The sequence below is a fragment of the Gammaproteobacteria bacterium genome (genome assembly GCA_030949385.1).
Lineage (GTDB): Bacteria > Pseudomonadota > Gammaproteobacteria > JAUZRS01 > JAUZRS01 > JAUZRS01.
In genome coordinates this window covers 385,260-407,046 of sequence record JAUZSP010000001.1, presented here as the reverse complement: position 1 = coordinate 407,046, position 21,787 = coordinate 385,260, and the positions used below count along the sequence as shown (strand labels likewise).

Here is a 21,787-nt window from a genome sequence, read left to right as displayed (position 1 = left end):
ATGCAAGTGGTCGACAGTAAAAGTCGTTATGAAATCATGGCGAAACGCAAAATGGCGATGTTTTTCTCCATTGCTTTGGTGGTGATTTCGCTGCTCAGTTTGGCCACCCGTGGTCTGGAATTGGGGATTGATTTTACCGGTGGTTATTTGATCGAGGTCGGTTACGACAAGGTGGTGGAGTTGGAGCCGATACGCCAAGCCTTGGCTGAAGACGGTTATCAAGACACCACGGTGCAGCATTTTGGTTCGGCCAAAGAGGTGCTGGTGCGTCTGGCTCCTCGTGAAGGAGTTAATAGCGCCACCTTGAGTGATGAATTGTTGCTGCTGTTGCAAAGCGCTTACGCAGGTGAAATTTCCATGCGGCGGGTTGAATTTGTCGGCCCTCAGGTGGGCGAAGAGCTGCAGGAACAGGGTGGTTTGGCGGTGCTGTACGCTTTGATCGGCATTTTGATTTATGTGGCGTTGCGATTTGAAAAGCGCTTTTCTGTAGGTGCGGTGACGGCTTTGATTCACGATGTGATCATCACTTTGGGGGTCTTTTCGGTGTTGCAGTTTGAGTTTGATCTGAGTGTCTTGGCGGCGCTGTTGGCGGTGATTGGTTATTCTTTGAACGACACCATTGTGGTCTTTGATCGTATTCGAGAAAATTTCCGTAAGATGCGCACCGGCACGCCGGAAGAGGTCATTGATCGCTCCATCAATCAAACTCTGTCACGAACCATCATTACCTCGTTAACGACCCTGTTGGTGCTGTTGGCGCTGTTTATTCTCGGTGGCGAAGTGATTGCCGGTTTCTCTTTGGCCTTGATTGTGGGAGTGGTGGTGGGAACCTACTCTTCCATTTTTGTGGCAAGTACCTCGTTGATCGCTTTGGGTTTAACCAAACAAGATCTGATGCCGGTGGAGAAAGAGGGTGCCGATCTGGATGAAAGCCCTTAGTTTTTTATCACGTTTTACCTTACTTAAATCATCAAAATAGAGCCTCAGGTGGGGTTGGCGAAAGCCTTCCGTTTGAGGCTTTTAATTTTGGGAGAAGCTTTTTGAATTCCGTTCCAACACAACATCAACGTGTGCTCTCGGGTATGCGTCCAACCGGCCAATTGCATTTAGGACACTATCACGGTGTACTGAAAAACTGGGTTGAGCTGCAACACACCTATGATTGTCTCTTTTTTGTGGCGGATTGGCATGCCTTGACCACCCACTACGAAGACCCCAGCGTGATCGAACAGAGCAGCTGGGATATGGTGGTGGACTGGTTGGCTGCCGGTGTTAGCCCAGGTTCAGCGACGCTGTTTATGCAGTCCAAAGTGCCGGAACACGCGGAGCTGCATCTGCTGTTGTCGATGATGACCCCCTTGGGGTGGTTGGAGCGGGTGCCGAGCTACAAAGATCAGCAAGAACGTTTGAAGAGCATGGATCTGGGTACCTATGGGTTTTTGGGGTATCCGCTGTTGCAGAGCGCCGATATTTTGATCTACAAAGCCGGTCTGGTGCCGGTGGGTGAAGATCAGGTGGCGCACGTTGAGCTGACCCGCGAAGTGGCGCGGCGCTTTAACCATCTTTACGGGCGTGAAAAAGGCTTTGAGAAAAAGGCCGAAGACGGCATCAATAAGATGGGTAAAAAGAACGCCAAGCTTTATCGCAAGCTGCGTAAAAGTTACCAAGAACAGGGTGACCAAGAGGCCTTGGGTGTGGCGCGGGCGCTGTTGGAGTCGCAGCAAAACATCTCCTTGGGCGATAAAGAACGTCTGTTTGGTTACTTGGAAGGTTCGGGGCGGATTATTTTGCCGGAGCCGCAATCGCTGCTGACCAAAGCCTCAAAAATGCCGGGTCTGGATGGGCAGAAGATGTCCAAGTCCTATGGCAATACCATCGCGTTGCGAGATGATCCGGCGGTGGTGGAAAAAAAGCTGCGTACCATGCCGACGGATCCGAGTCGAGTGCGGCGCACCGATCCCGGAGAGCCAGAAAAATGCCCTGTGTGGCAATTTCATCAGGTCTATTCTGATGAAACCACCCAAGCGTGGGTCTGTGAAGGCTGTCGTACCGCCGCCATTGGTTGCATTGATTGCAAACAGCCGGTGATTGATGCGGTGGTGAAAGAACTTTCCGAGATGCAGGAGCGCGCCAAGGAGTACAACGAAGACCCCTCCTTGGTGCGTGAAATCATTGCTGAGGGCAATGAGACCGCTCGTGATATGGCCATTGTGACCATCAAGGAAGTGCGTAAAGCGGTGGGTTTGAGTTATCGTTAAGCTTGTTTTAAGAGTGCGTTTATGACTGCCGAAGCGGCGGAGTGTTCTGCTCCGCAACAAGAAATGCCCTTCGCCATTGTGCAGGGGCAGCCTCTGACCGTTTTACCTAAAGATCTTTATATTCCCCCCGATGCCTTGGAGGTGTTTTTAGAGGCGTTTGAAGGCCCTTTGGATCTTCTGCTCTACCTCATCAAGCGGCAAAACTTAGATATATTGGATATTCCCATTGCGGATATTACCCGTCAGTACATGGGGTACATTGACTTGGTCAGTGGGATGAAATTGGAGTTAGCCGCAGAATACCTGCTGATGGCCGCGATGTTGGCGGAGATCAAGTCGCGCATGTTATTGCCTCCGGTGCGAGGGGAAGAGGAGGAAGAGGATCCGCGTGCCGAGTTGGTGCGTCGTTTACAGGAGTACGAACGCATTCGGCAAGCAGCGGAAGATCTGGAGGCGATGCCCAGAATGGAGCGCGATCTTTATCCAGTGACGTTGGAAGTGCCGGTTGCTGACAGTGCGCGTCCCTTGCCGGATCTGGCGCTGAAAGATCTGCTGCTGGCTTTTCAGAATGTCTTGCAACGCGCTAAATTATTTGACGGCCATACGGTTGAGAAAGAAGCGTTGTCGGTTCGTGAACGTATGAGTGCGATTTTGAGCACACTTAAAGCCGATGAATTTACTGAGTTTACTCAGCTGTTTAAGCCAGAAGAGGGGCGTTTGGGGGTGGTGGTGAGCTTGTTGGCCAGTTTGGAGTTGATTAAAGAGTCCTTGGTTGAATTGGTGCAAGCAGAAGAGTTTGCGCCGATCTATTTGCGAACCAGAATGACGGTACGAGCAGATGACTGAGTCTTACACACAGATTGAAACGCCGTTATTGAAGCGCATTCTTGAGGCGGCTCTGTTGGCAGCAGGAAAACCGCTGAGCTTGAAGCGGTTATTGGCTCTGTTTCCAGAGGATCAGCCGCAACCAAGCGCAGATCAAGTGACAAGAGCTTTGGCTGAGATCAGAGCATCACTCTCTGAGCGTGGCATGGAGCTGAAACAGGTGGCGAGTGGTTATCGTCTGCAGGTGCCAGAGGAGTTGGCACCGTGGGTGGCGCGTCTTTGGGAGGAGAAACCGCCGCGTTATTCTCGTGCGTTGTTGGAGACTTTGGCGCTGATTGTCTATCGTCAACCGGTGACACGGGCTGAGATCGAGGAAGTGAGAGGGGTCAGTGTCAGTAGCCAGATCATTAAAACCTTGCAGGAGCGTGAGTGGATTAAGATTTTGGGTTATAAGGATGTGCCTGGCAAACCGGCGATGTTTGGTACCACGCGCGTCTTGCTGGACTATTTCAATGTCGGTTCACTGGATGAGATGCCGACTCTCAAGGATTTGCAAGATCTGGACCGTGTGCAGGCTGAATTGGAGTTGGTGGCGCAGCCCGCTGATCCGGTTTCTGAGACCCCACAAGAGACAAACTAGACCGCCCTTCGTTTCATCACGGTAAAAAAAACCTCTCATAATCCTTTTTTATTAGATATTTGTCAGAAAGGTTGTTTGACAATGGCCGCCATTTCTTATTCTTTATGACTAAGCAGACTTTGATTGTCGTTTATCATGAAAGATTAGGTTGTAGGTGTGAATTTTGCTTCTGCTTATGCAAATCCTAGTATGGATAGGTACTAAATTACTTTTTTGGCGTGGTAAATGTGGCATGGGAGTCATGTTTGTCCATGATGATCAGAGGGAGATGATGCGATGACTGAGGTTTACCATGTTAAAAAAAGACGGCCAATTTGGTTTTGGGCGCTCTGTTTGATTTTGTTGTCATGGATTGTGATGGGTGTTGCGGCGAATGAACGATTGCAATCAAGCAGCATCAATGTGGATCATGGAGTGGCTGATATGCATTCGAAGGGCTATATAAAACCTTGATGGCTCTTGCATTATTTCTCATATAATTGTGTGTGTTTGTCGTTTCTGCTGTTGATCAAGAGTCTGCTTGTGTGTCCGTAGGCTCTCGTCTGTTCTGTTTTTCCCTTTTCCTCCTCCTGTGATGTCAGACCGCTTTTCGTAAAAAGTATCGGTTTTGTGATAGAATCGGCAGTCTATTTTCTATCCGATAGCGAGAGTAATGCTTCTGGGTAGTTGCTAATGGACAGCAGAAAGGGAGGACATATTTTTTCAGTGTACCGACTCATGTAAAAACGCCAGGGAATGGGCTTTAGTCAATTGGATTCGATTAAAGATCTCTTCGCTAGGATTGGATTATGTGTTTCGGTTTTTCTGCTGTACGCCAACATTGTCTGTTGTTGGTTGTTTTGTTGTTCTTATTTTCTTTTCCTGCCTCTGTTTTTGCGGGTACCAGTTACCTCACCACCACCGATAATGAAAATAACGCTGCTACCGGTGTCGCTGATGGCGATCTCGATAAAGACGTTTTTTGGTTTGAGCCTACTCACCCAATTGAATTTAATATCAACGTTGTTGCACCGCTGCCCACAACATCGGTGTATTTGACTCTGCGCGCGTTTGATGTGGATGAAGAAGCGGGCGAAATTGATAACGTCACTCTCAATGGGGTGGCTCTTGGTTTCTTAAATGGAGCCAATATGGTTTGGAGCACGTCGGTTTTTGTGGTTGATCCTGCGTTGATCAAAGTGGGCGCTAATTTAGTGCAGATTACAGTGGGGGCGGGATTTCTTGTAAAGCTGGATTGGGGGCAGCTGGTGCTTGATGGTGGGCCTATTGATAAAGGTAATATTCGAAGCTTTTCTGTTATTGATGCGGTAAGCGATCCACTGAATGTGGCCAATATTCAAGTCAATACCGAGACGATCATAGATGCCATAGCAGGCGGTGACTATCTGCTTGATGTGAGTGTGGTAGATCCGAATGGCAACTCTGCCTCTGTCTTTGAGAGGCAGTTTGTTGGTTTGGTTGCCGGTTCGACGGTGACGCAACTGGCCAGTTTGACCTATCCACTTGCGGGTGTTTCAGGGGTTTATACGCTCTATTCACAACTGTTTCACCTTGATGCGGTTGGGAATCCGATTGAGCAGACGATTGCGGTACGAACCTTTGTGCATACATCAGGGGTGGGGGTGCTGGATCTGGATGGTGATGGCTTGAGCGATGCGGATGAAGCCTCTCTTGGTACCAATCCAACAGATCAGGACAGCGATGGCGACACGGATCGAGATGATGTGGAAGTGGGCAATGTTGCTGCACCTAATGACAGCGACGGTGATGGAAAAATTGATGCGCTCGAATCTCGTTTAAACGATGTCGATGGTGATGGGGCGTCCGATCAAGATGATGCTTTTGATGCGGATCCTTGTGCGCCCGCTGGAGCTAATGCCGCCTGTCTTGCTTTTGATTCTGATGGCGATAACTTGATTAATAGCGATGAGGATAGGCTGACAACCGATCGAAATTTGGTTGATACAGACGGTGATGGTGCGCGTGATGATGTTGAAGCGGGTGTGGTTGCGACACCGAACGATGCGGACAATGACGGTAAAAATGATGCGATAGAGTCGAGCATTTTTGATACGGATGGTGATGGTGCTTTTGATCAGTTTGATCCTGATGATGTGGACAGCTGTATCCCGAGCGTGACGGCGGCAAATTGTGATTCTGATGCTGATGGGCTTGGTTATGCTGAAGAATTGGCGATTAATACCGACCCGAACTCAAACGACAGCGATGGCGACGGCATTTTGGATGGCGTTGAAGTAGGGCCGGTTGTTTCAGTGCCTCTTGACGGTGATGGCGATGGCATCATTGACGCACTGGACTCCAATATTCTGGATGCTGATCTGGACGGTGTTGTGGATCAGCTGGATCCGGCCAATTTAGATGCGTGTATTCCGAGCGCCGCAGCGGCCAGTTGTGATGCCGACAACGATGGCCTAACCAACGGCGAAGAAATCATTGCAGGCACCAATCCAAACGTAAGCGACAGTGATGGTGACGGCATTCTGGATGGTGTTGAAGTGGGAGCGGATGTTAACAATCCGTTGAATGGTGATGGCGATGGCATCATTGACGCACTGGACTCCAATATTCTGGATGCTGATCTGGACGGTGTTGTGGATCAGCTGGATAAGGCCAATTTAGATGCCTGTATTCCGAGCGCCGCAGCGGCCAGTTGTGATGCCGATAACGATGGCCTAACCAACGGCGAAGAAGCGATCATTGCAAGCACCAACCCGAATACGCAAGCGACAGCAGACGGCGACGGCATTCTGGATGGCGCTGAAGTTGGAGCTGATGTTAATGCGCCTCTTGATGGTGATGGCGATGGCATTATCGATGCGCTGGACTCCAACATTCTGGATGCCGATTTGGACGGTGTTGTGGATCAGTTGGATCCAGCCAATGCCGACCTCTGTATTCCGAACCCAACTGCCCCCAGTTGCGATGCCGATGGCGATGGTTTAACGAATGCACAAGAGGTTGTTCTGGGCACCAATCCAAATGTGGCCGACAGCGATGGTGATGGGCTTGATGATGGTCAAGAAATCACAGTAGGCACCAATCCCAATTCAAGCGACACAGACGGCGACGGCATTCTGGATTTGACCGAAGTGGGCAACGTTAATGCGCCTCTTGACGGTGATGGCGATGGCATCATTGACGCTTTGGACTCCAACATTCTGGATGCCGATTTGGACGGTGTTGTGGATCAGTTGGATCCGGCCAATGCAGACATCTGTATTCCTAATCCAACGGCTCCTAGTTGCGATGCCGATGGCGATGGTTTAACCAACGGCGAAGAAGCGACATTAACCACCGACCCGAATAACAACGACACAGACGGCGACGGCATTCTGGATGGTGTTGAAGTCGGTGCTGATGTTAATAATCCGTTGAATGGCGACGGCGATGTTTTCATTGACGCACTGGACTCCAATACTCTGGATTCAGATCTGGACGGTGTTGTGGATCAGCTGGATCCGGCCAATGCAGACCTCTGTATTCCGAACCCAACTGCCCCCAGTTGCGATGCCGATGGCGATGGTTTAACGAATGCACAAGAGGTTGTTCTGGGCACCAATCCTAATGTGGCCGACAGTGATAACGATGGCTTAAGCGATGGCCAAGAAGTCACCTTGGGAACGAATCCAAATTCAAACGACAGTGATACAGATGGTGTTTTGGACGCAGTTGAGGTGGGTCTAAATCTCAATGCCCCGTTGGACTTCGATGGCGACGGCATTATTGACGCGTTGGATTCGAATCTTTTGGATTCAGATGGCGATGGGGTGAACAATCAGCAAGATATTGCTAACAGTAACCCCTGTTTGCCAAGCAATTTGGTCGCGTCCTGTCTTCTTGACTCTGATGGTGATGGTTTGACCGATGTTGAAGAGACTGCGCTTAATCTGAACCCAAATTCAAGCGACAGCGATGGCGATGGCATTCTGGATGGCGCTGAAGTTGGAGCTGATGTTAATGCGCCTCTTGATGGTGATGGCGATGGCATTATCGATGCGCTGGACTCCAATATCTTGGATTCGGATCTGGACGGTGTGGTGGATCAGTTGGATCCAGGCAATGCCGACTTCTGTATTCCAAATCCAACTGCTCCCAGTTGCGATGCCGATGGCGATGGTTTGAGTAACGCTCAAGAAGCGGCGCTGGGTATTAATGCCAACAGCAATGACAGCGATGGTGATGGTTTGTTGGATGCGGTGGAGGTGGGAACAAACGTCACTGCACCACTGGACAGCGATGGTGATGGTATTTTTGATGTGCTGGACTCCAATCTCCTCGACAGCGATGGCGATACCTTTGTTGACCAAGTCGATATTGATAATCAAAACCCCTGTTTGCCGAGTGCGACGACAGTGGCTTGTGGCCTGTTTGATTCGGATGGCGATGGCCTGAGCAATAACGATGAGGTTCTGTTAGGCACTGATCCGGCGCTGTTTGATAGCGATGGAGATGGGATTGGTGATGGTCTGGAGGTGGGAGACAGCACAACACCACTGGACAGTGACGGCGACGGTTTGATTGATGCGCTGGAGTCCAATCGGCACGATCTGGATGGTGACGGTTTGGTTAATGCACTGGATGCAGACAGTGATGGCGATGGCATAAGCGATTTGATTGAGGGTGCGGGTTTGGGGGTTGATTTTGATGCGGATGGTCTGCCGGATTACTTGGATCGTGACAGCGATAATGACGGCATTCCAGACTTGTTGGAAACGCCCTTTTTGTCTGTTGTTCCGCGTGACACCGATGGCGATGGTGAGCCAGATTATCGGGATACGGACTCGGATAATGACGGTCTGCCCGACCTGTTAGAGAGCCCAGCTCTGGGGTCGGATCTGGATCACGACGGCATTGATGATGGCTTTGATGTGGACTTTACCGAAGGTCTGGATCTGAACGGGGACGGCATTGATGACTTGGTGCAGTTTGCTGACCCTGATGGCGATGGTCTGGAAGATCATCGCGATGTGGACAGCGATAACGACGGCTTGAGCGATGCGCTGGAAAGCGGTTTGGCACAGCAAGATCTGAATGAAAACGGTCTGGATGATGCTCTGGATGTTGCTGTGACGGGTGGTTTTGATCTGAATTTTGATGGCATTGATGATGATTTTCAGCGCCCCGATTCCGATGGCGATGGGGTGATTGATGGCCATGATCTGGACAGCGATAACGACGGTCTGCATGATGTTTTGGAAGCCGGTTTGAGTGATGTGAACCAAGATGGTTTTGTGGATAACGGCGCTGTGATTGATGTTGCTCCTGACCGTGATGCGGATCTGTTGCCGGACTATTTGGACAGCGACTCCAATGACGATGGGCAATTTGATATTGTCCGTGTCTCTTTGCAGGCGCTGGACGGCAACGGCGATGGTGCGATTGATCTTATGGTTGATCCCGACGGTGATGGCATTCTTTCCACGGCAGATCAGCTGCCGAATCAGTTTGGTAATGTTTTGGATGCCGACAGTGACGGCGACGGTCTTGTGAACAGTCTGGATCTGGATGCCGATGGTGATGGAATTCCTAATTCAGAAGAGGGGTTTGGTGATCTGGATGGTGATGGGGTGCCCAATTATCTGGATCTGGATACGGATAACGACGGTCTGGCGGATGTGGTGGAAGGCGGTGGCAGCGATGTCGATGGTGACGGTCGTTTGGATGATCTATTGGATCTGAACGGTGACGGTCTGGCGGACAGCGTTGATCCTAACTTGGCAGGGACTCCTCTGCCGTTGCCGGACAGTGATGTTGATGGTCTGCCGGATTACCAAGATCTAGACAGCGACGGCGATGGCATTGCCAGCGTTTTGGAGGCAGGTGCTACGGATGTTAATAATGACGGTCAAGTAGATGGCTTTGTCGATCAAAATGGCAACGGTTGGTCTGATAATCAAGAGGTCTTGTTGGGCGGTGTGACCTTGCAAAGTGGTGAGGTGGGAGAGGGTGTTTATGTTTTGCAGTCCGCTTTACAGGGGGTGGGTTCATTGGCCTCATCGGGTATTTTATTTTTGTTTTCTTTGTTGATGTTGCGTCAACGACGCTTGCAAACGGTGCTTGTCTTGTCGTTGCTTGTTTTCTTTAGCGGCGTTAATGCGGAGGAAGAAAACCACAGCAGGCCGAATTGGTATGTGGGTATCAATGGCGGCCTAACAGAGTTAACTCCGCGTGAAAATCAAAGTGGTTTAGTGGTGGCGGATAAAAACAGCAGCGGTGTGGGTTTGTTGATGGGGCGGCATCTATTGGATCAATTTGCGCTGGAATTTTTTGCGATTGATGGCGGTTTTGCACGGATCAAACATCAAAATCCGGCGGTGAATTTACAAGGTAAATTGAATTATAAATTTTATGGGGCGAGTTTGGACTGGTTTCCATTGAGCCACCAACCCACGTTTGCGCCTTACCTTAAAGCGGGTCTGCATTACAACGAGAACTCGGTGGATAACAGCCGTATTGTCTATGAAAAATTAAATAATTTGGGGCTGCATCTTGGTATTGGTCTGGTTTGGTATGCCTTGCCGCGTCTGGGCATCACTTTGGATTACAGTAGTTTTGATAAAGATGCCAACTACCTTTCATTGGGGTTGCGTTTGGTTTTGGGTCGTCGAGAAGAAATTGCGGAAACCAAAGCGTTTAATTTCCCTCATCCCGCTGAACCAGAATTGTTACAGATGCCCGACAGTGATGGTGACGGGGTTCCTGATATCAATGATCGTTGCGTGGCGACGCCGTCTGGTGTGTTGGTGGATGCCTTTGGTTGTCCTCAGGACAGCGACGGTGATGGCATTCCCGATTATTTGGATCGCTGTCAGGGCAGTCTGAAAACCATGTGGACGGATGAGCAGGGTTGTGCGGTGTTTAAAAGCCATGTGGTTAGAGGGATTAACTTTAAGCTTAATGCTGCCAACTTAAATACAAAGTCGCGTTCAGTGTTGAATATGATCGCCACCAAGTTGATCCAACATGGCAAAATCACCGTGGAGATCGCCGGTTACACCGACAGTCAGGGCGCGGCGCAATACAACCGCGCTTTGTCACAAAAACGAGCCGAAGCGGTGGTGAAGTATTTAATCCAAAAAGGCGTTAATGCCGAACGTTTGGTGGCCAAGGGCTACGGTGAGTCAGATCCCATTGCCAATAACAAGACTTCAAAAGGGCGCAGAATTAACCGCCGTGTGGAGATTCATGTGTTGCAGCGTCATTGACTGGGAGAGTCTCTTGTCGAAATAAGCAGGTAGTGCTTGGTTAAAAAGGAGCCAAGCCGTAAAATTAGGCCTTTCCATTACCTGTTGTTGTGTCGATTATGAATTCCCCTGAACTGCTTTCCCCTGCTGGAACCTTGAAAAACATGCGTTATGCTTTTGCTTATGGGGCTGATGCCGTGTATGCGGGGATGCCGCGTTACAGCTTGCGGGTACGCAACAACGACTTTAACGCAGAAAATTTGGCCATCGGAATTGCCGAAGCCCATCAGCAGGGCAAGCAGTTTTTTGTCGCCTGTAATGTCATGCCACACAACTCCAAATTAAAAACCTTTATGCGTGACCTTGCGCCGGTGATCGAGATGAAACCCGATGCGCTGATCATGGCCGATCCTGGTTTGATTTTTTTGGTGCGTGAGGCGTGGCCGGAAATCCCCATTCATCTGTCGGTGCAGGCCAATACGGTTAATTATGCGGCGGTTAAATTTTGGCAGTCTGTGGGCATTGAACGGGTGATCCTCTCACGAGAAATTTCCTTAGATGACATTGCTGAGATTCGCCAGCAGGTGCCAGAGATGGAGCTGGAGGTGTTTGTACACGGGGCACTGTGCATCGCGTATTCAGGGCGTTGCATGTTGTCCGGTTATTTTAACCATCGAGATGCGAATCAAGGCACCTGCACCAACTCGTGTCGTTGGGATTATAAAATGAGCCCCGCCGAGGAGGGCGTGGATGGTGTTTGGCGACCGGCTGAGCAGGAAATTGTGGCACCGCAGCCGGAAGCACGTCACCCGATGGCTGATTTGCCGGTGTTTCTGGAAGAGCCGCAACGCCCAGGTGAATTGATGCCGGTGATGGAAGATGAACACGGCACTTACATTATGAACTCCAAAGATCTGCGTGCGGTCGAACACGTACATAATTTGGTCAAGCTGGGGGTGAATTCACTCAAAATCGAAGGACGCACCAAGTCACATTATTATGCAGCACGCACGGCACAGGTCTATCGACGCGCCATTGACGATGCGGTGGAAGGTAAACCCTTTAATCCGCAGCTGCTGGGGATTTTAGAAAACTTGGCCAATCGCGGTTACACCGATGGTTTTTATCAGCGTCACCATACTCAGGCGGAACAGAATTTGATTGAATCCCATTCGGATTCTTACAAGCAGCGTTTTGTCGGTGAAATAAGTGCTTACGATGAAGAAACTCAATTGGCGACCATTGAGGTGAAAAATAAATTTTCCGTAGGTGACAGTTTGGAATTGCTCTCTCCGCAAGGTAATCAGACCTTCACTTTGGGTGAAGTGTGGGACTTGAAAGGAAATAATATGGATGTGGTGCCTGGTGGCGGTTATCGAGTCAAAATTAAGACCCCCCAAGCAGCCTCCAAACTGGATCTTTTAACGATAAATCTGACATAATCTGATTTTTAGTGCTTTTTTGCAGATAAAAGCCATTCAATGGCTTGTAGTGTGGATCTTTTTGTGGGAAAAATAGTCTTTCCTAGCGACATCAGTTTTTATTGAGGTGGGTAAGGTGAAGAGAGAATCAAATATAGATCAAGAGGTGGATCTTGATCTGGAAGAGACGTTGTTGGACAGCGAGTCTGATTTAACAGAGGCGATACGCTGTATTCGAGAACAGGGGGTGGATTTTGCATCTGAAGATGATGAAGTGTTGTCGTTTGATGCCGACGAGACGGTGGTAGAGGAAGATCTGGGAGCGTTAAAAGCCGCATTGGCCGCCGTTCGGCGTGCTCATGGGGTAGAAAAGGAGCAGCATCAGACGTTGGCACCGGCACCCGATTTTGTTTTGGATGAACCCTCGGAGCCGGGCAGTGAGGATTTTTCAGATTCGTTAGCGAAGTTACGTCGTGCGAATAATATTCATGAAGAACCGGAGCTAGAGGCGGATCGTACCTTGATGGACGGCGATCAAGCGGCGTTGCAAGAGGCCTTGGCAAAGATTCGAGAAGGCGGTTTTTAGTGTGAGCTGTTTTTCAGTGAAGCACAGATTTTCTGGTAGTTAAACATGCGTTGTGAATCAATTTTGCCTTGGGTCACAGCGGTTTGCACAGCGCAGTTGGGTTCGACCAGATGAGTGCAGTTGTTGAATTTGCAGAAGGGTGCTAACTCATCGAATTCTCGAAACCCTCGTGCAATTTGGGGCTGGCTGAAGTTTTCCAGCGAGTATTCTCGCACTCCAGGTGAATCAATCAGTTCTCCACCGTCGGGAAGGGGGTAGAGAATGGTGGTGGTGGTGGTGTGTTTCCCCAGCCCAGTGGCTTGTGAAAGTGCGCCGACGCGAATTTCTCGTTCGGGCAGCAGATGCTGAATAATGGATGATTTCCCCACCCCCGATTGACCGACAAAAATGGCAGTCTGTTGATGCAGAGCTTGGCGCAAGGGGTCTAAACCATCCCCGTCAAGGGTGTTGACCAGCAGTGATTTATAACCCAACTCTCGGTAGCGTTTTAGCAGTTGGCCGACTTTTTCTCGTTCTTGCGTAGAGAGCAGATCGGATTTGTTGATCACCAGCAGTGGGGTGACGCCCATGCTTTCGGCGGCGGCCAAAAAGCAGTCGATCATTTCTGGACTGATGCCAGGAGAGGGGGCGTTGACAATAATCAGGCGGCTGAAATTGGCCGCCAAGGCTTTGGGGTGGCCGCGATGGTCCGGGCGTTCCAGCACCGATTGACGCGCTTCGATGCCGGTAATAACGCTGTCGCCCCGGGTTTGAGGCTGCCATGTGACACGATCACCGCAGACGGGCAAACCAACCCGTTTGCGCGCTACGGCACGGTGAATGCCGCCCTGTTCGTCTTCAAAGGCGAGGGTGGCACCATAATTGGCAATCACGCGGCCACTGAGGTCGTTGCTGGTGTCGGTCACTCTGGACGGAGTAGGTGCATCTCTGTTTTTTCGGTTGCGAATTTTTCTCACAATATTGGCTTAATCGGCTACAAGGTCGTCGATTTTTGCCGCACAGATAAAATCGTTGTGTGACAGGCCACCAATGGCATGGGTGCTGTAGCGCACCAAGCAGCGGTTGTAACCGACTTCCAAATCAGGGTGGTGGTCTTCGCGGTGAGCCACCCAAGCCAAGGCATTTACAAACGCCATGGTTTGGTGAAAGTCTTTGAATGTAAACGTCCGTTGAATCTCTTTGCCGTTTTCGTTTAGTTGCCATGTTTTGATTTGTGGCATTAAGTTGTGAGCGGCTTCCAGAGAGATGGCCTCAACGCCGCCCTCACAGGGCTGGCATTTGGCTTGGCGTAGATCAGTGCTCATGGTGGTCTTTCTTGTTGTGGTCGTCTTTTTTGGCCATGTCGAAGTGGTAGTACTCTTTGTTGAGGTAACCAATAACGTCGTTTACTTCATCATCAAACCAAGTCAATCCTAGATTGGTTTTGCACATCCGTACCTGTGTTCCCAGTGCGGGCAGTGACGTGACTTTGCGATTGTCGCGGGTGTAGTTGCTGCTGCCGTGACAGCGAACACACGATTCATCGTGCAGCTCTTTGCCGTCGTCGCTGTCGGCTAAGACAAGAGCGGGGCTGGTGATTAAGGCAAGCACGCAAGCCAATGCGGTGTGGGACAGTTTCATGAGGAAACTCCTTTCAGTTGATTGAGATGCGCAATGCGGATCGAGGCCGGAGGATGCGAATCGTAGAAAGACGAATATAACGGATCGGGGGTTAATGTGCTGGCATTTTCGCGATAAAGACCGACCAGCGCGGTAATTAATTCTTCTGCTGAGCTGTTTTGGGCTGCAAATTCATCGGCTTCAAATTCGTGTTTGCGTGAAAAGAGCGCGGTTAAGGGCTGCAAAAAGAAGCTAAAGACGGGCATGGTCAACATAAACAACAGCAAGGCGATGTGGGTTGAAGGGGTAGAGACGCCCAAGCCACTGTAAAACCACTCTGAGGCCATCAGCCATGCCAATAGAGCCAGACCGGCCAGACTCATGGCGGCCATTAAAATGATGTTTTTCAGTACGTGTTTGCGTTTGAAATGCCCCAGTTCGTGCGCCAAGACGGCCTCCACTTGTGACGGGGTGAGGGACTCCAGCAAGGTATCGAAAAAAAAACGATGCGCTTGTTGCGCCCAAAGCCGCTGAAATAGGCGTTGCCGTGGCCGGAGCGTTTGGAACCGTCCACCACAAAAATGCCGTTGCTGCTAAAACCGCAGCGCTGCAACAGGCTGTCGATGCGCTCTTTCAATGGACCGTCTTCTAGGGGGGAGAATTTATTGAACAGGGGGGCGATGATGCTGGGGTAAGCCCAGAGGATAAAGAGGTTGAAGCTCATCCAGACCAACCAGGTGTAGAGCCACCACTGTTCACCGGCATCGTTCATCAGCCAGAGCACCACCCAGATCAGCGGCAAGCCCAATAGAAGCATCAGCAGGGTGCCTTTGAGCGTGTCTTGTACAAACAGCGTTGGGGTGGTTTTGTTGAAGCCAAATTGTGCTTCGATGACAAAGGTACGATAAAGATTAAAAGGCAGATCAAGCAGCGCACCGATGACAGTGAGGCTGAGAATCACGGCCATGCCAGTGGCGATGGGGCTCCAGCCTGCGCTTTGCCAACTTTGATCAAGCCACTCCAAGCCGCCGCCAAAAGTCCAAATCAGCAGTAAAACGGGTTCCAAGAGCAGATCCCAGCGGCCAAAACGGGCTTTGCAGAGGGTGTAGTCGGCGGCGGTCTGGTGCTGCTCCAGACGAATGCTGTGTTGAAACTCTTCGGGTACGGCGGCTCGGTGTTGCTGTACATGTTTGATTTGGCGTTGATTTAACCAGAATCGAATCAGCAGGCTGAGACCCAATGCGGTTAAAAAGAGGAGGCTAAAAGTGCTCATAGAGTTTAGAAACTGTATTAATATATGGAAGGGTAGAATAACAAATTCTTCAACTCTATAAGACCATAACTTTTTTAAGGAGTTTAATATGGGTACAACAACTTCGCCCTCAGCGGAAGAGCAACGTTTGATCTGGATTGATCTGGAGATGACGGGGCTGTTCCCAGAGTCGGATCAGATCATTGAGATTGCCACTGTGGTCACGGACGGTGATTTGAATGAGTTGGCGCAAGGTCCAATGATTGCCATTCATCACAGCATTGAGACTATGGCGGCGATGGACGAGTGGAACACCAAGCAACATGGTAAATCCGGCTTGACTCAGCGGGTTAAGAAGAGTGATTATTCTGTGGCGGAAGCGGAAGCGGAGACGATTGCATTTTTACAGCAGTGGTTGCCAAAGGGGGTCTCTCCGATGTGTGGCAACAGCATCTGCCAAGATCGACGTTTTATGGCGCGACTGATGCCGACCTTAGAAGAGTATTTTCACTACCGTAACTTGGATGTCAGCTCCATTAAAGAGCTGACTTCACGTTGGGCACCGGAGATTTTAAAAGGCTTCACTAAAGAGAGCTCACATCTGGCGCTGGACGACATTCGTGACTCGATCAACGAGTTGAAATATTATCGCCAGCAGGTGTTTAAAATTTAGTCGTGTTCTGTTTGTGGATCGGTTTCGATGGGGGTGTCATCACAGTTGCCCCAATCAGACCATGATCCTGGATAACCCCTGACCTTGGCGTAACCGAGGTATTTGAGCATAAACCAGCTCAGAGCTGATCGGTGATGGGTTTGGCAGTAGACAATGACTTCCTGTTCAGGCTCGATGCCGCGCGCTAACAAGAGCGTGGATATTTCATCTTTGGAGCGAAAACGTAAGTTTTTTGTTGGATCAAGGCCGATGCTCCATTTGAAATGAATCGCACCTGGAATGCGCCCTGAACGTTTTGAGTAGGCTTCGCTGCCGTCAAATTCCGCTTTGGAGCGGGCGTCTAAAAATTGCACGTTAGGGTTATCAAGGTGTTCTAAAATATACGCTTGGTCGGCAACGTTGTAGCCTTTGAAGAGGGCTTGATAAGGCTGGGGTTCTGGGAAGACGGGGTTGTTGCTGAGGGGGTGACCTTCGTTCGCCCAGCTGTGTAGGCCGCCGTTGAGCAATGAAACGTGTTTGTGGCCAAAGGCTTCTAAGGTCCACAACAGACGTGCTGCATTGCCACCACCTTCGTCATCATAAGCCACCACATGGGTGTTGGGGGTTAAACCGATGGCAGACATGAGGCGATTAAATTGCTCGCTGCTGGGCAGCAAACCGCCAATGGGTGGGGCAAAACGAATGATCTGAGTGTAGTCGAGATGGATTGCGCCTGGAATATGGTAGTGGCGGTAGACCTGAGGGCGTGAGACATCGATGACCAATAATTTTTTGTTGCCCAGCAGTGATTCGAGCTGTTTTGTTTCGACCAGAAGAGGAGCAAGTGGGGTGCTCATGATATTCCTTTGTCTTCGGCAGGGGTTAAAAGAGTGTTTTTTGCTTGGTTTAACATTTTTGGGTAGTCGAGAGTGTAATGAAGGCCTCGACTTTCCTTTCTTTGTTGGGCAGAGCGAATAATTAACTCCGCGACCAGTGCCAAGTTGCGCAGCTCCAGTAGGTCACTGCTGACGCGGAAGTTACCGTAATAGTCGTTTATCTCTCTTTGCAACAGTTCAATTCGGTTTTTTGCTCGTTGCAAACGTTTGTTGGTGCGCACAATACCCACATAATCCCACATAAAGCGCCGAAGTTCATCCCAGTTGTGGGAGACCACCACCTCTTCGTTAGAATTGGTGACCCGACTTTCATCCCAAAGGGGAATATTTCTGTTTTTTCGCGGTTTATTGAGTTGGTGATTAATAATATCTTCGGCGGCAGAACGGGCAAAAACAAGACACTCCAGCAGAGAATTACTGGCCATGCGATTGGCTCCGTGTAGGCCGGTGTGGGCGGTTTCGCCAATGGCATACAAGCCGGAGAGTTGGGTGCGACCGTTGAGATCGGTCACCACTCCCCACAGGTGTAGTGGGCTGCTGGTACCACGGGAATTGGTTCTTGGGTCATGTCGATACCAAACATTTGGCATTTTTGATAAATGTTCGGGAAGTGTTTGAGAATAAAGTTGGCGGGTTTGTGGCTGATGTCCAGATAGAGGCAATCAACGCCGAGGCGTTTCATTTCATGATCAATGGCGCGGGCAACGATGTCGCGGGGAGCGAGTTCGGCGCGTGGATCAAATTTATGCATAAAAGCAGTGCCGTCGGGCAACAATAATTTTCCACCTTCACCGCGCACCGCCTCAGAGATCAGTGACGATTTGGCTTTGGGGTGATAGAGACAGGTAGGGTGGAACTGCATGAACTCCATGTTTGCTACTTGACAGCCCGCTCGCCACGCCATGGCGATGCCGTCGCCGGTAGAACCATCGGGGTTGCTGCTGTAGAGGTAGACTTTGCTGGCACCACCACTGGCTAAAATGACAATGGGAGCCAAGAAGGTCTCGATCTGTTGCCGCTCTCGATTGAGAACGTAAGCGCCGATGCACTCTTTTTTGCCCTTGTTGTTGCGCTTGGTGATCAGATCGACGGCGTTGTGATGTTCAAACAAAGTTATATTGTGGTGGCGGCGTGATTGAGATTCTAGGGTGTTTGCCAATGCTTGGCCGGTGGCATCGTCGGCGTGAATGACGCGGCGATGGCTGTGGCCGCCTTCGCGGGTAAGATGGTAGTGTGAACCGCCGTTGTCATCGTCGCATTGGGTGAACGGCATCTGCAATGACTCAAGCCAATGAATGCTGTCAGGGCCGTGAGTGACCACGTATTGCACGGTTTCGGGGTTGCACAGACCTGCCCCTGCATTGAGGGTGTCCTGAGCATGGGAGGCAAAACTGTCCTCTTTGTCCAAGACTGCGGAGATGCCGCCTTGGGCGTAGAAGGTGCTGCCGTCTTTCAAAGCACTTTTTGAGAGCACCGCGACTTGAGCATGAGGAGCCAATTGCAGAGCCAAAGTCAGCCCAGCAGCACCGGAGCCGATAATTAAAACGTCGTATTGTTTCTGTTTTTTTTGCATTTGCTTGTAGAGATGAGCCGGTCTGTGTATTTTGTCCCCCATGAGCGAGGGTTAAGGCGATTAAGTTTTAACATGGCGAACGAACAGCGGCATTCTACCTGCTTTTTTTGAAAAAGCGGTACAAAAAAAGAACCAACAAAAAATTTTGCGGTCTATCCTAGCGATTTGGGCGGCAAGAGTAAGGAGTCTGCCCAAATGGGCGAGAGAGATATTGATCTTGAGTTGGTAAGACGAGTACAGCGGGGTGATAAAGCAGCCTTTGATCTGTTGGTATTGAAGTACCAGCACAAAATTGCTCACCTGATTTTGCGTTTTGTTAAAAATCCGGCGGATGTTCAGGATGTGGCGCAAGAGGCGTTCATCAAAGCGTACCGTGGTTTAAAGAATTTTCGCGGTGACAGTGCCTTTTATACTTGGATGTATCGCATTGCGGTGAATACAGCGAAAAACTTTTTGGTTTCCAATCGACGTAAAGCCCCTCTCGGTACGGTGGATTCGCAAGAGGCGGAGCAGTACGAGGGGGCGGATTTACTCAGGGACTATGCAACACCGGAACATGAGTTGTTGTCCAACGAGGTGAAAGAGGTGGTACACCGCACGATTAATGAGTTGCCTGAAGAGTTGAAGGTGGCCATTACCTTGCGGGAGCTGGAGGGGTTGTCTTATCTTGAGATTTCCCAAGTGATGGAGTGTCCCATTGGCACGGTGCGCTCCCGTATTTTTCGAGCGCGTGAGGCGATAGATCACAATCTAAAACCTCTTCTTGATGAGACGGAAGAACATTATGTCAACGAATAAACAAGTTAATGAGTCATTGTCAGCCTTGATGGATGGAGAGAGTGATGCCAGAGAGCAAAAACATATATTAAATTTGATGGCGGAGTCTGAGCAGGTTGATTTGAAATTGAGGTGGGGGCGTTATCACTTGATCTCTGATGGAGTACAAGGTGATGTGCCGCTGTTGAGCACCAATTTTGCCGCTTCGGTGCGAGATGCCATCGATAATGAACCGGCCATTTTAGCGCCTAGAGCGTTGCGGACAATTTTGACTCGCAGTACCTTGCTCAAAGGGGTCGCCGGTTTTGCGATTGCCGCGAGTGTGGCTTTGGTCTCCATTGTGGGTTTGCGAAGTTTACAAAACGAGGTAGGTGTCGATCAGCAGTTGGCAGAGCAATCTCAGCCCTTGATGTTATTACAACCTCGCCAGGATGTGCGTTTGGTTGCCGCACCGCTGCAAGGGACGCGCTGGAATTTGCACCGTTCTGCGATTGAAAAACGTCTAAACGGTTATTTGGCCACCCATACGGAACACACGGTCTTGGGTGAAGTGCAGGGAGTGGTTCCTTACTCTCGTTTGGCTGGTTACGATCAATAGGGCGCTAACTCAAATGCGGATCTTCGTCATACTCTTGTTGTCACTGTTGGCTTCACCCCTGTTTGCCGACGAGGTTCGTCAGTGGCTGGATCGCATGTCCGTTGCCATGAAAACCCATAATTATGAAGGGGTCTTTGTCTATCAACATGGCTCTGAGTTGGAGTTGATGCGCATTGTGCACGGCCATGATGGCGAACATGAACGTGAGCGACTCTTCTCTCTTAATGGCGAAGCTCGTGAAGTGATTCGAGACAATCATTCTGTGATCTGTATTTGGCCCAACAGTCAGTCGGTGACGGTGAGTAAATCTGATCCTCGTTCGCCTTTTTTGTCCACTGTGCCAGACTCTGTGGGACGTTTGGATCGTTTTTACGATCTGTTGGTAACAGAAGGAGAGCGAGTGGTGGGGCGTGATGCCCGTTTGCTCAGTATTCATCCTAAGGATGCGTTTCGTTACGGCTATCGGCTTTGGTTGGATCAAAAAAGCGATCTGTTATTGCGCTCCGATTTATTGGATTCCGAGGGGAAAATCATTGAAGTGGTGATGTTTACCGAGCTGACTCTGTTGGACAAAGTGCCAAAGGAGCGTTTTGTTTCGATCTCTGGTGGCAAAGGTTTTATCTGGCATCATGGCAAAGAGAGCAAGGCACCGCTTAAATTCAGCTCGCCGTGGTTCATTAAAGAGGTGCCTGAGGGTTTTGTTTTAACTTCTCAGACGGAAAAAACCATGAGCTCGAAGGGTATGCCGATCTTTCATACGGTCTATTCCGATGGGTTGGCCAGTGTCTCAATTTTTATTGAAAAGTTGCTCTCGGAAAAAGAACGTTTCCAAGGTATGTCGAAAATGGGTGCGGTGACGGTCTACGGTCGAGTCATTGGCGATCATCAAATTACGGTGGTGGGAGAGGTGCCGATGCAGACCGTTAAGTTGATTGCTCAATCAATTACACCGGTTACGCCCTCTTCGGATAAAGAGCCGTCATGATAGAAGAGCAGGCGTGCATCAGCGAGCTTGACGGTGACTACGCTTGGGTGGAAGTGGAGCGTCGCTCCGCTTGTGGTTCTTGTGCGGTCAGTGGCGGTTGCGGCACGTCGGTGCTGGCCAACGTGCTGGGTCGTCGCATGAGCCGGATTAAGGTGCTGAACTCTATTTCTGCCGGTTTGGGTGATTCGGTGGTCGTCGGGATTCCCGATGCGGCTTTGATACAAGGCTCTTTGGCAGTCTATGCCGCTCCCTTGTTGAGTATGTTATTATTCGCCATACTTGGAGAGCAGCTCATAGAAGAGCCTCAATGGGTCGAAATTGGATCAATTTTTGGCGGCCTGTTGGGATTAGGTTTAGGCTTTTTTTGGTTACGTTATTACACTCGTCGTATCTCAAAAAACCCCCACCATCAACCGGTCATTTTGCGTAAAGTGTGGCCTCTGCATGTGTCAGCCGATTGAGTTGTTGTTTGATCTTTGCTGATTATTATTCCCTATTTTTGCCGTTTCGCAGGAGAAAC

The 21,787-nt window shown here is 50.0% G+C and carries 18 protein-coding genes and 2 pseudogenes; 13 read left to right on the top strand and 7 right to left on the bottom strand.

Annotation, left to right across the window (positions count from 1 at the left end; genetic code table 11):
* The 8 genes from secF (at window position 1) to Q9O24_01905 (ending at window position 12,935) form a co-directional block, all read left to right on the top strand.
* Entirely contained in the window at window positions 1–939 is a 939-nt protein-coding gene (gene secF / locus Q9O24_01940; GenBank protein ID MDQ7073924.1) for a protein translocase subunit SecF, read from the top strand.
* 101 nt (window positions 940–1,040) lie between these two features.
* The gene (locus tag Q9O24_01935; protein ID MDQ7073923.1) at window positions 1,041–2,258 is read left to right on the top strand and encodes a tryptophan--tRNA ligase; all 1,218 of its coding nucleotides are present in this window, start codon (window positions 1,041–1,043) and stop codon (window positions 2,256–2,258) included.
* A 21-nt stretch (window positions 2,259–2,279) separates the two neighbouring features.
* Window positions 2,280–3,104, top strand: coding sequence for a ScpA family protein (locus Q9O24_01930; GenBank protein MDQ7073922.1), 825 nt, complete (start codon window positions 2,280–2,282; stop codon window positions 3,102–3,104).
* On the top strand, window positions 3,097–3,723 hold the full coding sequence (gene scpB / locus Q9O24_01925; protein MDQ7073921.1) for an SMC-Scp complex subunit ScpB: 627 nt from the start codon (window positions 3,097–3,099) through the stop codon (window positions 3,721–3,723). The genes Q9O24_01930 and scpB overlap by 8 nt, the downstream gene beginning before the upstream one ends.
* Before the next feature lie 276 nt (window positions 3,724–3,999).
* Window positions 4,000–4,176, top strand: coding sequence for a hypothetical protein (locus Q9O24_01920; GenBank protein ID MDQ7073920.1), 177 nt, complete (start codon window positions 4,000–4,002; stop codon window positions 4,174–4,176).
* Between the two features lie 335 nt (window positions 4,177–4,511).
* Window positions 4,512–10,949, top strand: coding sequence for an OmpA family protein (locus tag Q9O24_01915; GenBank protein MDQ7073919.1), 6,438 nt, complete (start codon window positions 4,512–4,514; stop codon window positions 10,947–10,949).
* Window positions 10,950–11,047: 98 nt separating this feature from the next.
* Entirely contained in the window at window positions 11,048–12,370 is a 1,323-nt protein-coding gene (gene yegQ, locus Q9O24_01910) for a tRNA 5-hydroxyuridine modification protein YegQ (GenBank protein ID MDQ7073918.1), read from the top strand.
* Between the two features lie 115 nt (window positions 12,371–12,485).
* Window positions 12,486–12,935 (top strand): hypothetical protein, encoded by a 450-nt coding sequence (locus Q9O24_01905; GenBank protein ID MDQ7073917.1) that lies wholly within the window; start codon window positions 12,486–12,488, stop codon window positions 12,933–12,935.
* Here Q9O24_01905 and rsgA read toward each other — a convergent pair.
* From rsgA to Q9O24_01885, 4 genes and pseudogenes are all read right to left on the bottom strand, one after another.
* Complete coding sequence (gene rsgA / locus Q9O24_01900) at window positions 12,932–13,891, bottom strand: ribosome small subunit-dependent GTPase A (GenBank protein ID MDQ7073916.1); 960 nt, start codon at window positions 13,889–13,891, stop codon at window positions 12,932–12,934. The two genes, Q9O24_01905 and rsgA, sit on opposite strands and share 4 nt — an antisense overlap.
* A 9-nt stretch (window positions 13,892–13,900) precedes the next feature.
* Entirely contained in the window at window positions 13,901–14,239 is a 339-nt protein-coding gene (locus Q9O24_01895; protein ID MDQ7073915.1) for a 4a-hydroxytetrahydrobiopterin dehydratase, read from the bottom strand.
* A complete protein-coding gene (locus Q9O24_01890) occupies window positions 14,229–14,555 on the bottom strand; it encodes a cytochrome c (protein MDQ7073914.1) in 327 nt (108 codons plus the stop codon). The genes Q9O24_01895 and Q9O24_01890 overlap by 11 nt, the downstream gene beginning before the upstream one ends.
* Window positions 14,552–15,807, bottom strand: a pseudogene (locus tag Q9O24_01885) (M48 family metallopeptidase). Before Q9O24_01885 ends, Q9O24_01890 begins: the two are co-directional and overlap by 4 nt.
* An 88-nt stretch (window positions 15,808–15,895) precedes the next feature.
* Here Q9O24_01885 and orn point away from each other — a divergent pair.
* The gene (orn, locus tag Q9O24_01880; GenBank protein ID MDQ7073913.1) at window positions 15,896–16,459 is read left to right on the top strand and encodes an oligoribonuclease; all 564 of its coding nucleotides are present in this window, start codon (window positions 15,896–15,898) and stop codon (window positions 16,457–16,459) included.
* On the opposite strand, the gene Q9O24_01875 is transcribed toward orn, so the two are convergent.
* The 3 genes and pseudogenes from Q9O24_01875 to Q9O24_01865 all read right to left on the bottom strand — a co-directional run bounded on the left by Q9O24_01875 (window position 16,456) and on the right by Q9O24_01865 (window position 18,907).
* Window positions 16,456–17,295, bottom strand: a complete 840-nt coding sequence (locus tag Q9O24_01875) for a sulfurtransferase (protein MDQ7073912.1) — start codon at window positions 17,293–17,295, stop codon at window positions 16,456–16,458. The two genes, orn and Q9O24_01875, sit on opposite strands and share 4 nt — an antisense overlap.
* A complete protein-coding gene (locus tag Q9O24_01870) occupies window positions 17,292–17,576 on the bottom strand; it encodes a hypothetical protein (GenBank protein MDQ7073911.1) in 285 nt (94 codons plus the stop codon). Before Q9O24_01870 ends, Q9O24_01875 begins: the two co-directional genes overlap by 4 nt.
* Window positions 17,577–17,801: 225 nt before the next feature.
* Window positions 17,802–18,907, bottom strand: a pseudogene (locus tag Q9O24_01865) (FAD-dependent oxidoreductase).
* 195 nt (window positions 18,908–19,102) lie between these two features.
* On the opposite strand from Q9O24_01865, the gene rpoE reads away from it, so the two are divergent.
* The 4 genes from rpoE to Q9O24_01845 are packed head-to-tail and all read left to right on the top strand — an operon-like array spanning window position 19,103 to window position 21,728.
* Window positions 19,103–19,705 (top strand): RNA polymerase sigma factor RpoE, encoded by a 603-nt coding sequence (gene rpoE, locus Q9O24_01860; GenBank protein MDQ7073910.1) that lies wholly within the window; start codon window positions 19,103–19,105, stop codon window positions 19,703–19,705.
* Window positions 19,692–20,282: a sigma-E factor negative regulatory protein gene (locus Q9O24_01855; GenBank protein MDQ7073909.1), complete on the top strand. Its 591-nt coding sequence runs from the start codon at window positions 19,692–19,694 to the stop codon at window positions 20,280–20,282. Before rpoE ends, Q9O24_01855 begins: the two co-directional genes overlap by 14 nt.
* Before the next feature lie 13 nt (window positions 20,283–20,295).
* Window positions 20,296–21,267 (top strand): MucB/RseB C-terminal domain-containing protein, encoded by a 972-nt coding sequence (locus Q9O24_01850; GenBank protein MDQ7073908.1) that lies wholly within the window; start codon window positions 20,296–20,298, stop codon window positions 21,265–21,267.
* Window positions 21,264–21,728 (top strand): SoxR reducing system RseC family protein, encoded by a 465-nt coding sequence (locus Q9O24_01845; protein ID MDQ7073907.1) that lies wholly within the window; start codon window positions 21,264–21,266, stop codon window positions 21,726–21,728. Before Q9O24_01850 ends, Q9O24_01845 begins: the two co-directional genes overlap by 4 nt.
* Window positions 21,729–21,787: the final 59 nt, after the last annotated feature.